Below are 15,734 nucleotides of genomic sequence, written 5' to 3'. Positions count from 1 at the left end.
AAATTTTAGATGACAGGTCTTTTGGTTCTGGTAGATTTATAACTAATTGATTTAAATTAAGATGCGCCGAGATAGGTGCACACAATCACAGGAAAGAATGTTGCGGTCTCAAAGTAAATCTATCTTAGTCATTCTTATCTCATTTTTAAGCTACTACCTTTTTTCTAAAGTAGGCTTATTGTTTGCTATCCCGCCTGGGTTTGCTAGCGCTGTTTGGCCGGCTGCTGGTGTTGGTCTTGCTTGTTATTTGATATTTGGTCGTTTGGCTTTAATCGGTGTCTTTTTGGGTTCCGCTTTGGCCAATATCCAGGTTATGTCCGGTGGTTATTCTGGCCTGCCAATTGCCCAACAAATATTGCCTTTCATCATAGCTACTGGCACCTGTTTACAAATGGTGGTCGCTAGGTATTTATTGAGACGTTCCGTCAGTCTTCCTGTAAACAATACACACTTGCGAAGTGTGATTAAGTTTTTAGCGATAGTAGGTCCAATAGCATGTATCGTTGCAGCAACCATCAACACGACGGCCGTTTCTATAGTTAATGGTCTTACCCTATCACACGCCTTGTTTGTTGGTTTTACTTGGTGGGTAGGAGACTTTATTGGTGTAATGTTCTTTTTGCCAATCGTGCTTTCTCTGGCGAATAATGAATTTTATGTTCAGAAAAAAGATAAGTTAAAAATCGCGGTGCCTGCCGCTATTTTGTTTTTGTTGGTAAGCTCAATTTTTGCGATGTCTCGACAGCATTACCAAACCTCGAGAATGGAAGACTTTGTTAGTCAAACTAATAAGTTTTCACAACAAATTAACCTAATTGAAAATACTATTACTCAGCAACTTGCTGGAATGGAAGGGTTATTTAGAGCCAGTAAGCATGTTACTCGCGATGAGTTTAGACGCTTTATCGATAAAATTATGAACCCCGATATTAATCTCAGAGCGCTAGCTTGGTTGCCTAAGGTTAATGGTAGTGAAAGACGTAAGTATGAAGAACAAATTGCTGCAACGGATTTTCCTGGTTTCAAACTTAAGCAATTGATTGGCGGCAACATTCAAGAAGCTGAACATCAGCGCTATTACATTCCAATTTTGTATACTGAGCCATTAGAGCCAAATAAAGCCGCGGTCGGGCTGGACGTCTCCTCTCATGATGTTGTGGGAATTACTGTTAACAAAGCTATTTATACTGGTGAAAAAGCGGTGTCTCCACAGCTTTCATTGGTTCAAAATTTAGAAAAGTACAACGCGGTAATCGTTTATTATCCAATTTATGAGGGTGGGGATGTTCCTTCAGAGCGAAACCTACGAGTGTCTAAATTGCTTGGCTTATTTGAAGCGGTGATAGAGCTAGACCAGCTTGTCTTAAGCCTGTATGACGAATCTATGGCAGATAATTTTGTATTTAGAACTCGTTATGTGCAAGACGAAGAAACTACCGCAACTTTTGAGGCAAATTATCGCACTGATGCTCTCTTCAACTATAGAGCGTCATTTCCTTTCTTTGATACTCGTATCGAGGTCGATTATGCCAGCTCAGCTATTTTTGACCAAAACTCCATAGACTGGTCGAGTTGGCTAATAATTATTATTGGTTGCTGTGTCAGTACTTTTAGTGTGATCTTCATTATCATCATGACAAACTTGAGTGAAATGTTAGAGCAAAAAGTTGCGCATAAAACTCAGCAACTCAGTCAGAAAAACGATGAGTTAATGAAAGCGAACGCTGCCAAGAGCCAGTTCTTGGCCAATATGAGCCATGAATACCGAACACCTCTAAATGCGGTTATTGGTTTTGCTCAAATTGGTAAGAACAGTAAAAGTGTTGAAGAGGCTAAAAGTTATTTCAAGCAAATATTAGATTCTTCTAAGTTGTTACTCGGTATTATTAACAATGTTTTGGATTTTTCTAAAGTATCAGAAAGCGACTTAAAGCTCGAAGAAAGCCCAATCAACTTGGCGCAGTCCGTGACGAGTATCAAAAACTTACTAACTGAAAAGGCGAGTGCGAAAGGAGTCGTTCTCGAGGTAATAGATCGCGGCTTGTCAGACAAAACTATCATTGGTGATTCGGTTCGATTAGAACAAATAATGATGAACCTGGTTGATAATGCGATTAAGTTTACCGAACGAGGCACAGTAAAATTAACCGTCGTGTTAACCGAAAAAGGCAACAGCACGGCGGAACTCAGTATTGTGGTTGAGGATCAGGGTATCGGTATTCCAGAAAGCAAAATCCCAGATTTGTTTATGTCCTTTACTCAAGCAGATGAATCGACCACTCGTAAATTTGGTGGTACTGGCTTAGGTTTAGCCATTGTTAAGCAGTTAACCGAATTAATGAATGGTAAAATCGTAGTTGAAAGCAAATTAGGCGAAGGTACTCGCTTTAGCATTTCAATGCCTGTTGAGATCTATTCTTCAGAGATCACTCATGCAGAAGAAAATGACGATTCAGAATATCAAGCGCAGCTCGAATTGATTCGTCAGCAAAACTTTAAAGCACTCATCGTAGAAGACAACAAAATTAATCAATTGATTGCGAGTAAACAATTAGAGCTACTGAATATTTCGGTCACGTTAGCTGATAACGGTGAGCTAGGACTTGAAGCGCTAGAGCAAGGTAAGCCAGACATATTGTTTGTTGATTTACATATGCCGGTAATGGATGGTTTTACAATGCTAGAAGCATTAAAGCAAAAGCCGGAGTTTGATGATCTTCCTGCGGTTATTATAAGTGCAAGTGTTAGTGCTGAGGATAGAGCAAGAGCAGAGTTACTGGGTATAAACCATTATGTAACGAAACCCTTCTTATTAGAAGACCTTGAGCGAGTCGTCTACGAACTCTTGGCCGAAGATAACGAATAGCAAAAGTGATTAAAACAAAAAAAACCAACGCTAAGCGTTGGTTTTTTTTAGGATTTATCGGCTCAGAGCTATTTAGAGCGCAAGCCATCGTTTAAATGTGGGCGAATAGACTTAAGAATCGCACCTAAAACTTTTGGTGTCGCAACAACAATGTTGCCTGTCTTATCAAAGTCGTTTCCACCTTCAAAGTCTGCAATTACTGCACCCGCTTCTTTAGCAATAAGCTGACCTGCCGCAGTATCCCAAGGGCGTAAGCCTAGCTCGAAGAAACCTTCAACTCGACCAGCTGCAACGTATGCTAAATCAAGAGCCGCAGAACCAGCACGGCGCATGTCCGCAACTTGTAAAAATAGATCGTTGAATATTGCAGTGTAGGTTTCTAACTGGTGCTTTTGTTTGAACGGGAAGCCCGTTGCTAAGATAGTACCAGAAAGGTCTTTCGCTTTTGATACGCGAATGCGTTTACCGTCTAACTGAGCACCGGCACCTTTAGAAGCTGTGAACAACTCACCGCGGATTGGATCTAAAATAACCGCTTGCTCTAATTTTCCATCTACTTTTAGGGCAACTGATACTGCAAAGTGAGGAATGCCTTTAACGAAGTTAGCTGTACCGTCTAGTGGGTCGATGATCCACTGATACTTAGCGTTGCCTTTGATGACGCCGCTTTCTTCTGCAACAAATGAATGGTCTGGGTAAGAAGCTTGAATAGTAGAGATGATTGCTTGTTCTGCTTCTTTGTCTACGTTCGTTACAAAGTCGTTAGAGCCTTTTAACTCAGCTTGAACCATATCAAGTTGCTCATATGCACGAGCAATAATTTTACCAGCATTACGCGCAGCGCGAACTGCGATGTTTAACATCGGTTGCATTTACAATCACCTATTTTTCAAAAGAACGTAATTTAATAATAGTAAAAAAGCACAAAAAATCCCGAGCCATTTCTTTCAAATTTATGGTTCGAAAGAAGCTCGTGAGCCACTATTATTCAAATTACTAAAGAACATTTTTTAATCAGGCGCGCATTCTAGTGATTTTTGCCAAAAAGTAAAGGAATACCTCGCAAAAACCACTTTTATTTATAGAATACGCGAAGAAGAATTACAGCTTTTCGATTTCGGCGATTTTTTGGCTAAACTCAACTAATTCCATTTCTGGGCATTCGCCATCTTCTTGCCAGTCTAAACCAATCATTACATTGTCTGTGGCTAAGTCTTCAACCCAAAACTCCAGCCATTCAGCGACTGAAATTTGAGTTGGTACATACTGCGCCCACTCGTCAGTACAGTTACTTTGAGCAATAGACTCACGAGACCACAATAGCATCACGTCTGTATCCTCAAACTGAACTGAGTCGACAATAACCCAGCCGTCTGTTTCTTTGTCGTGTAGTGCCCAAATCATTTGAGTTGCTGCGATTTCTTCGAAAAATTGTTGTTGGGTGCTCATGGTGTTTCCCTTTGTGTATCTGGTTTATTTACAAAAAGAGCCTTTATCATAAAGGCTCTTTATAACAATAATGTGAATAGGGTTAGCGTCCTGCGCGGCTCTTGGCTTTTGGCTTACCGCTGTGTTTGTTACCCGCTGGTTTACCTTTTCCAGTCGGTTTACCTTTTCCAGCTGGCTTACCTTTGTCTGCAGACTTGCCCTTATTAGAAGAAGCATTGTCAAACTGACCTAAGCCCGTGTGACGCGTTAAGGCTTTTTGACCGCCTTGTCCATTGCCTTTGCCTTTGAGGTTAGGGCGACGACCGCGGTTACTCGCTGCCAGTCTCTCTTCATTAGCTGAGGCCGGTGGCACTAAATGTTGCTGGCCGTGACCAATGAGCTTAGCTAGGCCCATTTCTTTAAGTGCATGACGGATCATCTTCCAGTTTTTAGGATCGTGATAACGCAAAATCGCTTTGTGTAATCGACGTTCTTTTTCACCACGAGCAATAGGCACCACATCGTTTTGTTTTTTTACCTTGTGTAAGGTATCAATTTCTGTGTGGTACATGGTCGTTGCCGTCGCCATTGGCGAAGGATAGAAGTTTTGAACCTGATCCAAGCGGAATTTATTTTCTTTTAACCACAAGGCCAAGTTAATCATGTCCTTGGTCTCAGTACCTGGGTGAGCGGCGATAAAGTACGGAATAAGGTATTGCTCTTTACCTGCTTCTTTAGAGTACTTTTCAAATAGCTCTTTAAACTTGTAATAACTGCCCATACCCGGTTTCATCATCTTCGACAATGGACCTTCCTCGGTGTGCTCTGGGGCAATTTTTAAGTAGCCACCTACGTGGTGAGTAACGAGCTCTTTAACATAACGAGGGTCTTGAACCGCAAGGTCATAACGAACACCCGATGCGATTAAGATTTTCTTAATACCAGGCAGTTCACGAGCACGTTGATACAACTTAATAGTTGGCTCATGATCAGTGTCCATGTGCTTACAGATATCTGGGTAAACACAGGATGCGCGACGACATGTAGCTTCGGCTTTGGCACTCTTACAACGCAACATATACATGTTGGCAGTAGGACCGCCTAAGTCTGAAATAACCCCAGTGAAACCTGGTACTTTATCGCGAATTTGTTCAATTTCTTGGATGATAGAATCTTCAGAACGACTTTGAATAATACGACCTTCGTGCTCTGTGATAGAACAGAAAGTACAACCACCGTAACAACCACGCATGATGTTAACCGAAGTCTTGATCATCTCGTATGCTGGGATCTTTTTACCATCGTATTTGGGGTGTGGAATACGCGCAAATGGCATTCCAAATACAAAGTCCATCTCTTCGGTTTCAAGTGGGAACGCCGGTGGGTTAATCCAAACACTGCGATCTCCGTGACGTTGCATTAACGCCTTAGCACAACCAGGGTTGGTTTCTTGGTGCAAAATTCGGTTAGTGTGGGCGTACAATACTTCGTTTTTAGAAACGACTTCAAATGCAGGAAGTTTTACATATACACGGTCCCACGGACGACGAAGCTGTGCTTTGGTTTTCTTTTTGTCATACGGTTGAACCACAACCGCTTGTGCTACGCCCGTATCATCTGCGGCACTTTGCTGAATTGCTTGGTCTTTGTTGTCACAGGTATTGGCATCATACTCTTGATACGGATTAAGCATAGGGTCGATGATACCCGGCTTGTCGATGTGCGTTGAGTCGATACCCTGCCAATCTGGTAAAGCATCTTTAACAATAATCGCTGTACCACGAACATCTTTGATATCTTTGATGTCTTCGCCATTAGCTAAACGATGAGTCACCTCAACTAAAGGTCGCTCGGCATTACCAAAAATAAGTAAATCGGCTTTAGAGTCAAAAATCACCGAACGACGAACTTTGTTTGACCAGTAATCATAGTGGCCAATACGACGTAGTGAAGCTTCGATACCACCAATAACAACAGGCACGCCCTTGTAGGCTTCGCGACAGCGTTGAGAGTATACCGTAACTGCTCGGTCTGGACGTTTGCCGCCGATATTATCTGGCGTGTACGCGTCGTCGTGACGAATTTTACGATCTGCAGTATAACGGTTGATCATCGAGTCCATGTTGCCGGCAGTGACACCGAAATACAGGTTTGGTTTACCCAGGCGCATGAAGTCGTCTTTGCTGTGCCAATCTGGCTGGTCAATGATACCTACGCGGAAGCCCTGTGCTTCTAGCATACGACCAATTACGGCCATACCAAAGCTCGGGTGGTCGACATAAGCGTCACCAGTGACAATGATCACATCACAACTGTCCCAACCTAATAAATCCATCTCCTCACGAGTGGTAGGCAAAAACGGCGCAGGACCAAAACATTCCGCCCAGTATTTAGGATAATCCCACAGCTTTTTATCCGTTTTTACCGTTGCTTGCGGCGGCTTGGCCACAGCAGGTTTTTTGGCAGTTGTAGTTTGCATTGATGACACCTTATTTTTACAGCAAAGAGCTGAATTAGCTCGAGTTGCAGGGCGTGCTAATTGCAGCAAAAAGTTACCCCGCAAATTGGACGCGCGATTATACAGGTAAAAGTAGCAAAGGGGAAAAGCAAATCAGAATATTTTTGAATAAATTTTAAACAGGTTGGGAGTGAGTTTTGGACTCGTAAAATTTAACTTTGAGAAGACCAGTTAATTATCCAATTGATTATAAAAACATTGAGCTTTATTTTCGAACCTGCTTAAAATAGGAACAAAGCTCGTCCCCTTAGTTCAACTGGATAGAACAAGGGCCTCCTAAGCCTTAGATACAGGTTCAAGTCCTGTAGGGGACGCCATTTAAAAAGGCAAACAAGGTAATCAAGTAAAATCTATTTTCCTGTTGTTGGTTGCTCTACTGACGGTAAATATCCACGCTGGTTATATCGATTCGTTTCATATCAAGCGCGTTGTCAGCCCCAATCCACAAAATAACGATGAACCAATCGTCACTCTATCTCACCGAGAGTCTAAATTGGAATTTCAAACCATTGAGCGCAAAGGTTTGTATTATGATGTCAAAGTGGTCAATCAAGATAAGGTGTTGTTTGAAGACACGGCTCCTTACTCACATTTGGTGATGTCATCTCTGGGAACGGCAGCACTAATCGTAAATACTGACATCGAAAACTCGACCAAGCGATTTACCGTTTTGGTTAACAACCAACGTTATTTGATGCTTGAAGAATATCCAGCTCAAAGCCTTATCGACTATTACGATCCTTACATGGTTTATCGTGTATCTGATGATGGAATGTCAATTTTGATGGGCCGAATTAAAGAGGACGAGGGATTAGTCGAAGCGAAAACCTGTGATGTGACAGTCACGAACCCTAAGTGTTCAGAGGTAAAGGTTGAACCAGGCTACTTTCTTAGCGGAGTTGCTTTGTTAGATAAAAATAGGGTCATTGTTTTATCTTCAAGTACACAGGTAAACGAATCTGATGGACAGCGACAATATTCGTTATCAAGCGTGATTCAAATGTTCGAAGGTGACAGCTTATTATGGGAGCACTCGTTGGGAAATAGCACAGAGTACAAATGGGAAAGTGCAACGATTAACTCCTATAAAAAGGAACTTGTTGTCTACAGCCATAATCACATAGAAATTAGAGATATAGAAACGGGGAATTTGGTTTGGAATCTAAACAAGAAAGAAACAGACCATAAAATTAACTCTATGTATGATGTTTATTTAGAGGAAGGCAAGATCATTGTTCCTTTTGCCGACGGTACAGGGCTGTATCGCCGGACTTTGACTAACTAATTCTTAAAACGAATATCGCCAGCCAACTTCTATTTCTCTGCCGCGAGCAGGTACTTGTTGGACAATGCCATTTTCGTTTACTCCGAGTGATTGAGAGTAAGGATGGAAATAAGACTTGTCGGTTAAGTTGTGAAATTGCAGGCGTAATAAGCTTCGTTCGCTTACCTGATAATTGACTAAGCCATCAAATAACCAGAGTGAGCCTTTATCTTGAAGCAGGTCTACTTTGTCACGCCAATTGGCTTGAACATTGACCGTCAATGCGCTGGTAATATTAAAATCAATCGCTACATTGGCGTATTGATCAGGCGTCATCTTTTCACTCATGACGCCTTTATCATGAAGAATTGTCGTACTTTTGTTACTCAACATGTTGGTGTACGCGAGCAATAGATTTACATTCGGAGAGAGTTGTATTTGACTATCCAACTCGATGCCTCGACTCAAGTTATGAGATATGTTTGTCACGGAAGAGCGCTGCTCGTTAGTAAATCCAATTAAATTAGAAACGTCATTTTCAAACAGTGTCACAGACACAAAATAACGGTCATCGACATAGTTATATGACAGTTCGAGTGACTGAAGCTCCGCCGTTTTAACATCACTACTACCAGGCGAAAGATTGCTTTGATCCTCATATAAATCGCCAATAGAGGGCACTCGAAATGCTTCATTGTACAATAGTTTGACAACGCTTTTAGGAGAAACGTTGTAAACTGCGGCGACTCTAGGTGACCAAGCAGAGGTAATATCGTTGTAGTGATCGTGGCGAAGGCCTGCAGAAACGTTCAAATCTGGGGTGACTTGGAGGTTATATTGGCCATAAATACTACTAATCTCACGAGTTTTATCGCTGACCGTTTGGAGTTCTCGTTCGTTAAAATATCGCAGTTCATTGAGATAGCTTAAATCTGTAAAAATGTTGTAGTTCGAAATAAAAAATGCCTCAGGAACTTGGCTACGTTGGTAACTTGTTCCAAAGGACAGGCGACTACCATCCTCAAATAACAAATAAGAAGATAAATTTAACTGAAGGCTTTTATGTTCGATATTAAAGCCAAATAGGACGTCGTCCTCGGCAAAACCAGGCATCCCTTGCAGAGCCTGCACGCCCATTGACTCCCGCTGATTTGTTGATGATTGGGCGCTCAAATTGAGCCCAAATTCACCTGTGTCTACCAACTTATACTCAAGTTGGTGAATTTGGTTTTTAAGGTCGACTCGATTTAGCCCGTCATACAAATTGTTGTATAAATAAAAATTATCACGAGAGTTTTGTTGAAATAAGTATCTCCAGGTAAAGCTTTGATAAGAGGCACTGGCTTCTATTTGGTTTGCTGTTTGTGGATCGGTTGACTGATTTTGGCGACCAAACCTATCGTAAACATTGTCGTAGCGTTGGCCGTCGTGATCATAGTGGTTTACGTTGAGCGCCAATTGTAAGTCATCAACCTGATAGGTTAGGCCCAAGTTACCATCGAGAGTTAAGTTATTTCCTGTAGATACAGATAAAGTGTCTTCTGTTTTGGTAATGATGTTAATAACTGCATTAAACGCATTGGCGCCATAGGTCGCCGAGCCTGGACCTCGGATAACTTCAATCCGTTCGACATTACTTAAATCAAACTGCCGAATAAAATAGGTTAGACCGCCTGAGTAGTCATCGTTAATTCTTTGGCCGTTATACAAAAACAACACTGTACTGCCGTATTTTTGTGACTGACCGCGAACTGAGATATAAGATTGATTGTCTTCGGTCGAGTTGAATGCCGAGTAAAAGCCAGGAATAAAACGGTACAATTGATGCAACTTGGTTATACCAAGTCGCGCAAGACGGTCTCTCGTAAAAAATGAAATTGTTGCAGGAGCCGTAATGATAGCTTCGGGGCTCGTAGACGCGATCGAGACTTCCACGTTGAGTAACTCTTCAAGTGGTAAATCAAAAAAGTCAGCTTTTTTGGCCAGCGCGACGGAGCTTGTCGATAGGAGTACACCGGCACAAACCGAAACACAAGCAAGGATATTAATTCGTTTCATGCAGATTCATTTAATTTGTGGTTACAAATTATTGTAGTCGAAAGATCTTTTATGAGCTGAGTTTTTTATCTCGTCGGATATGCCAATCCTGCTGGAATCTTCAAACACAATATAAAAATTAGTGGCATTAAAATTGCGTGCATTAGAGCAAAACAGATCATAATTACTCCAAACTTGCGTTCAAATAAGCGAGTTGTTGATCCTAAAAGATCATTGTCGGTTTTTTGGCTATGTCAGATTGGAGCGTTGAGACGATGTGGATAATGCAATGAGAGTGCTATTTTTGGTGTTGATTGGCGTATTGAGCGGTTGTAGTACAATCGAAAAAGTCGCCGAATTACAAAACCCTAAGCCACCAGAAGGGTATAAACAGTATCAACCAGAGTCTGCGCAAGACACTATGCATGCGCATGTCGAATTATTGGCTAGGCAGTTACTTGATACGACAAACAGTTTTGATCCGACCCGGCCAGTTGCCGTCGGCACCTTTTTGCCTGCAAATAGCTTGAAGCAGGACAAAAACAAAAGCCATCGTGGCATAGGCTTACAGTTACAAGAGAGCATGATGACCTTTTTGACTCAAGCAGGATTAAAAGTCATTGAGTTTAAAGTCAAAAAGTCTATGTCGGTGGCGGCAGAATACGACCAATTTGTATCGAGAGCAGTAACAGATTTAGATCCCGCCGTACGTGCCGATTACATATTGGTAGGCAACTATACTCAACAACAAGACAATTTGATGGTGAATGTACGTTTAATCGATGTGGGTTCAAAAACCATAGTTGCAGCGGCAACCGATTATTTGCCTTTAACGGCAATGTGGAGCCATGAAAAAGTGAAACTAAAAAACGACCAACTTATCCGTGGCGAATACTAGGAGCTTAGAATGAAGAAGTTACTTTTAACCCTGTTAGCAACTCAGTTAGTGGCGTGTTCGAGCACGGATTATTGGGGGTGGGGCGATGACGAATCCGATACAAATGAGCAAGAGGTAACTAAGACTACCTCTCAAGAGCAATACGTTGTTGAAGAAGAGGTGGTACTGAAACCACGTTTAGCCAGTGGTACCGTTGCGACTCCTGATGAAGCCAGTGTTGATTTTCAAAATGATTATCGCCAGCAATTGTTAGGGCGCATGAACGAGCTGAAAAGCCAACAACCTAACTCAACCCGCAGCGTCAAAAATTTAAATTATTATGTTCGTACTATGATGCAAGACTTAGTGGGCAACATGAAGTATGTCAATTCGACTACACCTATGGTTGTGACCAGTTTTGTTATGTTAGACAGCGATTATCAACATGCAGACTTACTGGGCCGCCAAATTTCAGAAAGCTTTATTCACGAAGTTCACAAGTACGGCATTCCTGTGCTTGATTTTAAAACCTTGGACTTTGTGCGAGTAACACCAACGGGTGATTTTGTATTCAGTAAAGATTACCTCGAGTTAAATGGCGATTTGCCAATTAAATATGCAGTTGCAGGAACCATGGTTAAACAAGTCTCTGGCTACTTAGTCAATGCAAGGGTAATAGGCATCGAATCTAAAGCGGTCGTAGCGAGCGCGCAAGGTTTTTTACCAGCTAATGTTGTTAACAGTTTAGTGTCGAGTGGTTACAGTGATGGTGTTCCACTTATGTCGGGTGACCGCGACGCAGACTCAGAATAGCCCTAGTTAGCGGAGGGTAAACCATGAAACATGTATCTAAGTCCAAAGCTCTGTTGAGTGCCTTGTTAACAAGCACCATTCTAAGTGGTTGTAGTTTGACAGAGTTTGTCACGGGTCAACCACAAGCCTCTGACTCTGCTCAAACCAATGCAGAATACAGCAACCTTGACCAAGGCGACACAGCACCAGTTACTAAAACAACCATTGAGAAAGAAGAAACTCGCGTTGTGCATGATGCGACAGAGCCATCTACCGAGACAATGGTTGTTGAAAAGCGAGTGATCAAACGTTTACCAGCAGAAAAGCCCAACTCAACAATGAGTTATTACGGTTCGGTTAAACAGCCTTATCGCCCAGCGGTGACTCATCAAGGTTCGAACGAGCAGTTTATTCCGCCTATCAGTCAACACTCTCTGAGTGGCGCCGAGCACAGTGTTGTAGTTGAAGAGTACATTGAGCGTGTATCGACAGACTTAATTAATAGCCTTGCAAACAATCTCAATGACCCTGTTATTGGGGTGACTTCATTTGTCGACTTTAACAATAATCTGACCTCAGTTACGCCTTTTGGAAACCGAATCGCAGAGCATTTTATCAGTGAGCTGCAACAAAGCGGATTTATGGTTGCCGACTATAAAGTGAAAGATACAATCACTGTTAATCACGATGGCGATCTTGTTTTTTCTCGTAACACCAATGAGTTAAATGCAGTTGAAGGTATGACTCATGTATTGGCCGGCACCATTATGTATCAAGAAAAAGGTCTGAAGATCATTGCCCGTGTGGTTGATTTTGATAACAAATGGGTTGTGGCAAGCGCTTCCACCTTTATGCCATATTTTGTATTAGACACTATTGTACCAAGTGGTGCTAAACATACAGTATATTAAGCTTGGTGAGGGGTTGAGCAGTGTTAATAAACAAGCGGTTTAATCCTGGCAAGTGGACAAAGCGAAGCATTACATTAGTCGTTGCTGGCGCTTTATCTGCTTGTGCAATTACCGAAATGGATTGGTTTGAAGAAACACCAGATGCTTCTCAGCCAGTTGTCGCTGTCGCTAAGCCGTCAATTCAGCCTAAGCCTCACATGGAACGTTTGCCTCATGATGTGGTTGTGGCAATTTCAGGTCACGAACAAGATGTTGTGTCCGCTGTTGAGGCCATAAAACAACTTCGTTTAGGTCAGTTGGATAAGTTCAGCCCTTATTATCACCGAGCAGAACAGTATTTGTTATTAGAGTTGCAAATTCAGCAGCTTATTAACGAACTTGCCGTGTACTTTTCGATCGAGCCTTCTGAGCTGTATTACCGACTTGCCCCACTTAAAAATGAGTTGCCGGCACTGCCTTTTAGGCAGCGCGGTGCACATATTGTTGAAGAACTAGTTAAAGATCAGCTCAGTTTATATGCTCAGCACTCACCAAAAAATGCCGATTGGTTGATCACGCCCAAATTAACCATGCGATTTGGTAAAATTTGTCTGCAACTTGTGCCCTCTGACTTTACTGGAAAGAGTCGAGAAGCAAGTATGGCATTACCTATCACTGACTATTACTTCTACGATTATCTAGATGGTATACGTCAGAATTAAAACGCCATCGTTGAATCACCAATTTTTCACTATCAATGTAAGTTTAAACACGTTGTTGAACGTGGTTAAATGGTCGTTATTCAAAAACAATTCAAATAAAAATGAAAGGGAACCCCATGTCTTTTAAACTCTCTTTGGTGTCAGCGGCTCTGGCCTTTGGTTTGGTTTCTACCAATTCTCAAGCGATTGAAGTTACTGATAAAGCAAGAAAAATAGCGCAAAGTACAATCATTGTTGATAGTCATATTGACGTTCCATACCGCATAAAAAAACGTTGGGAAGACGTGACAGAAGCCACGGCTAAGGGTGACTTTGATTACCCTCGTGCGGTAGAAGGTGGCCTAAACGCACCTTTTATGTCGATATATATTCCAGCAACGTTCGAAGGCCCGGGTAAAGATTTTGGGGTTCAAATGGCGCACGAGCTGATTGATTCAGTGGAAGCAATTGAAGCCCGAGCTCCAGAGAAGTTCGCAGTAGCTTATTCAACCAAAGATGTTGAAGATCATTTTAAACGTGGTGTTATTTCATTACCAATGGGAATGGAAAACGGTAGCCCGATTGCCGGCAGCATTGACAACTTAAAAATGTTTTATGAGCGAGGCATTCGTTACATCACATTAGCTCATTCTTTGTCTAACCACATTTCTGACTCGTCCTATGATCTTCGTCGCCAATGGAAGGGGCTAAGTGACTTTGGTAAAGAATTAGTCGTCGAAATGAACAAGATTGGCATGATGGTCGATATTTCTCACGTATCGGATGCTGCTTTTTATCAAACACTCGAGATAACAAAAGCGCCTGTAATTGCTTCTCACTCTTCGTTACGACGTTTTACACCTGGCTTTGAACGAAATATGGATGACGATATGATCAAAGCATTAGGCAAAAACGGTGGCGTGATCATGATTAACTTTGGATCTAGTTTTGTATCAAAAGAAACTCGTGAATGGCAGTCTAAGCTATCAAAATTAATGGAAGAAGCAGGTACTAAATGGGGTGAGCCAAAAGCGGAAGAGATTGCTAAAAAATACCGCGAAGAAAACCCATACCCATATGCTTCTTTGGAAATGGTGTTAGATCACATCGATCATGTTAAAGCATTGGTAGGCATTGATCATATCGGAATCGGTTCGGACTATGACGGTGTTGGTGATTCTTTGCCTAGAGATTTGAAAGATGTGTCTTATTTTCCTCACTTTGTACAAGGCTTGTTAAACCGAGGCTATACTGAAGCTGAAATTAAGAAAATTTTAAGTGGCAACTTTATGCGCGTTTGGAAGCAAGTCGAAGAGCTTGCAACTAAGATGTAAAGCGCTGGGGGAAAACAATGGCTGATGAAATCGGGAAACTCTCTGACCTTGCAGATGTAATCTTGTTGGATGATATTTCTGATGTGTTTTACAGAAGTATTGTTTTTCCTTTTATTTTGCGCACTGAGCTTGATCCTGCCTCTGATCAAGTGGCGCAGTTTGATGAAAAACTACAAAAGCGATTAGGGCGCCACCTTTATTGGGCTGACGCCCTAATCACTCTAGATCCCAAGTTACAGCTCATTTGCACTATTGCAACGGCTATTCACAAAGGCCAATACTCTGTTGAAATGTTGAACCAAGACCGTCAACGAGACTTTTGGTTAGACAAGGCGATTCAAGATGTTTTTAATGACAAATCGGATTCTGCAACAGTTATTACACAAATCGTCGATGTGAAAACGGGGTATTTGGGGTCAACTAAGTTACGCCAGTTGGTCTGGCATTACCTTGGGCTTAATTCAGTCGAGCCCTGCGCGTCGATTCAAACTCGGGTTGAAGAGCTAACTTTGGACTATCGCGACCTCGCTATCGGTATTGCCGAAAAAGACGGGGTTAAATTAGATCACCACAGTCTAGAGTCTATCGTTTTACTACATGCCTTGCCTATGCTGGCTTTGCTAAAGCTCTATGAGCAATCCTTGACCAAACTATCTATTGAATATAACAAGTTACACCGAGAGCCCTTTGAGCCAACGGCAGAGTCTTTATTGGACTTTTTAAAGTTTGATGAGTTTATTCGCCCGCATGTCATGGAATCATTAGGGTTGAGTGAGGCTTTGGTACCGAGTTTACTCAATATCAAAGAGCCCAAAAGTACTGAATTAAAGTACTTTCTGTTAGGGCGTAATACGGTAATAAAAAACTTGTTGGCGGGAAACCACGTTTTAACCGTGCCTCAAATCCAAAAGTTGGAATCACAAATGGGTATTGAGCCTGAGCTTAAAGAGTCGATAGAAGATAGCTTTTACAAAAAGTTTATTAGTCGTCTGCTAAGTAAGCGTTAAGTCTCTTACCTCTTAATATT

12 protein-coding genes and 1 tRNA gene are annotated in these 15,734 nt (G+C 41.8%); 9 read left to right on the top strand and 4 right to left on the bottom strand.

The features are described 5' to 3' along the window. Positions 1-97 precede the first annotated feature (97 nt). The gene (locus J1N51_RS05935; RefSeq protein ID WP_208833021.1) at positions 98-2,866 is read left to right on the top strand and encodes a CHASE domain-containing protein; all 2,769 of its coding nucleotides are present in this window, start codon (positions 98-100) and stop codon (positions 2,864-2,866) included. 68 nt (positions 2,867-2,934) lie between these two features. On the opposite strand, the gene suhB is transcribed toward J1N51_RS05935, so the two are convergent. From suhB to J1N51_RS05920, 3 genes are all read right to left on the bottom strand, one after another. Further along, positions 2,935-3,738, bottom strand: coding sequence for an inositol-1-monophosphatase (gene suhB, locus J1N51_RS05930; RefSeq protein ID WP_208833020.1), 804 nt, complete (start codon positions 3,736-3,738; stop codon positions 2,935-2,937). Positions 3,739-3,967: 229 nt separating this feature from the next. After that, the gene (locus J1N51_RS05925; protein ID WP_208833019.1) at positions 3,968-4,315 is read right to left on the bottom strand and encodes a DUF2750 domain-containing protein; all 348 of its coding nucleotides are present in this window, start codon (positions 4,313-4,315) and stop codon (positions 3,968-3,970) included. Positions 4,316-4,397: 82 nt separating this feature from the next. Beyond that, positions 4,398-6,773 (bottom strand): YgiQ family radical SAM protein, encoded by a 2,376-nt coding sequence (locus J1N51_RS05920; RefSeq protein ID WP_208833018.1) that lies wholly within the window; start codon positions 6,771-6,773, stop codon positions 4,398-4,400. 280 nt (positions 6,774-7,053) lie between these two features. Here J1N51_RS05920 and J1N51_RS05915 point away from each other — a divergent pair. After that, positions 7,054-7,129 (top strand) — tRNA-Arg (locus tag J1N51_RS05915). A 44-nt stretch (positions 7,130-7,173) separates the two neighbouring features. Next, entirely contained in the window at positions 7,174-8,097 is a 924-nt protein-coding gene (locus J1N51_RS05910; RefSeq protein ID WP_208833017.1) for a hypothetical protein, read from the top strand. Between the two features lie 3 nt (positions 8,098-8,100). On the opposite strand, the gene J1N51_RS05905 is transcribed toward J1N51_RS05910, so the two are convergent. Beyond that, positions 8,101-10,134, bottom strand: coding sequence for a TonB-dependent receptor plug domain-containing protein (locus J1N51_RS05905; RefSeq protein WP_208833016.1), 2,034 nt, complete (start codon positions 10,132-10,134; stop codon positions 8,101-8,103). 268 nt (positions 10,135-10,402) lie between these two features. Here J1N51_RS05905 and J1N51_RS05900 point away from each other — a divergent pair, with 268 nt between their 5' ends. The 6 genes from J1N51_RS05900 (at position 10,403) to J1N51_RS05875 (ending at position 15,714) form a co-directional block, all read left to right on the top strand. After that, positions 10,403-11,011, top strand: a complete 609-nt coding sequence (locus J1N51_RS05900; protein WP_208833015.1) for a FlgO family outer membrane protein — start codon at positions 10,403-10,405, stop codon at positions 11,009-11,011. Positions 11,012-11,020: 9 nt separating this feature from the next. Then, positions 11,021-11,803, top strand: a complete 783-nt coding sequence (locus J1N51_RS05895) for a FlgO family outer membrane protein (protein ID WP_232842870.1) — start codon at positions 11,021-11,023, stop codon at positions 11,801-11,803. A 23-nt stretch (positions 11,804-11,826) separates the two neighbouring features. Beyond that, complete coding sequence (locus J1N51_RS05890; protein ID WP_208833014.1) at positions 11,827-12,693, top strand: FlgO family outer membrane protein; 867 nt, start codon at positions 11,827-11,829, stop codon at positions 12,691-12,693. A gap of 20 nt (positions 12,694-12,713) precedes the next feature. Further along, complete coding sequence (locus J1N51_RS05885; protein ID WP_208833013.1) at positions 12,714-13,394, top strand: hypothetical protein; 681 nt, start codon at positions 12,714-12,716, stop codon at positions 13,392-13,394. Between the two features lie 116 nt (positions 13,395-13,510). Next, positions 13,511-14,707 (top strand): dipeptidase, encoded by a 1,197-nt coding sequence (locus J1N51_RS05880; RefSeq protein WP_232842869.1) that lies wholly within the window; start codon positions 13,511-13,513, stop codon positions 14,705-14,707. A gap of 17 nt (positions 14,708-14,724) precedes the next feature. After that, positions 14,725-15,714 carry a hypothetical protein gene (locus J1N51_RS05875; protein ID WP_208833011.1) on the top strand — a complete coding sequence of 330 codons (990 nt, stop codon included), beginning with the start codon at positions 14,725-14,727 and terminating at the stop codon, positions 15,712-15,714. Positions 15,715-15,734 lie beyond the last annotated feature (20 nt).

The organism is Psychrosphaera ytuae, from assembly GCF_017638545.1.
GTDB classification, from domain to species: Bacteria; Pseudomonadota; Gammaproteobacteria; order Enterobacterales; family Alteromonadaceae; genus Psychrosphaera; species Psychrosphaera ytuae.
The sequence above is the reverse complement of the archived record's forward strand: the minus strand, read 5'-3'. Positions and strand labels throughout refer to the sequence as shown.

Coding starts and splice junctions, on each gene's coding strand:
- J1N51_RS05925 (WP_208833019.1), bottom strand. CDS start 4,315: ATGAGCACCCAACAACAATTTTTCGAAGAAATCGCAGCAACTCAAATG.
- J1N51_RS05900 (WP_208833015.1), top strand. CDS start 10,403: ATGAGAGTGCTATTTTTGGTGTTGATTGGCGTATTGAGCGGTTGTAGT.
- J1N51_RS05880 (WP_232842869.1), top strand. CDS start 13,511: ATGTCTTTTAAACTCTCTTTGGTGTCAGCGGCTCTGGCCTTTGGTTTG.
- J1N51_RS05905 (WP_208833016.1), bottom strand. CDS start 10,134: ATGAAACGAATTAATATCCTTGCTTGTGTTTCGGTTTGTGCCGGTGTA.
- J1N51_RS05895 (WP_232842870.1), top strand. CDS start 11,021: ATGAAGAAGTTACTTTTAACCCTGTTAGCAACTCAGTTAGTGGCGTGT.
- J1N51_RS05935 (WP_208833021.1), top strand. CDS start 98: ATGTTGCGGTCTCAAAGTAAATCTATCTTAGTCATTCTTATCTCATTT.
- J1N51_RS05875 (WP_208833011.1), top strand. CDS start 14,725: ATGGCTGATGAAATCGGGAAACTCTCTGACCTTGCAGATGTAATCTTG.
- J1N51_RS05890 (WP_208833014.1), top strand. CDS start 11,827: ATGAAACATGTATCTAAGTCCAAAGCTCTGTTGAGTGCCTTGTTAACA.
- suhB (WP_208833020.1), bottom strand. CDS start 3,738: ATGCAACCGATGTTAAACATCGCAGTTCGCGCTGCGCGTAATGCTGGT.
- J1N51_RS05920 (WP_208833018.1), bottom strand. CDS start 6,773: ATGCAAACTACAACTGCCAAAAAACCTGCTGTGGCCAAGCCGCCGCAA.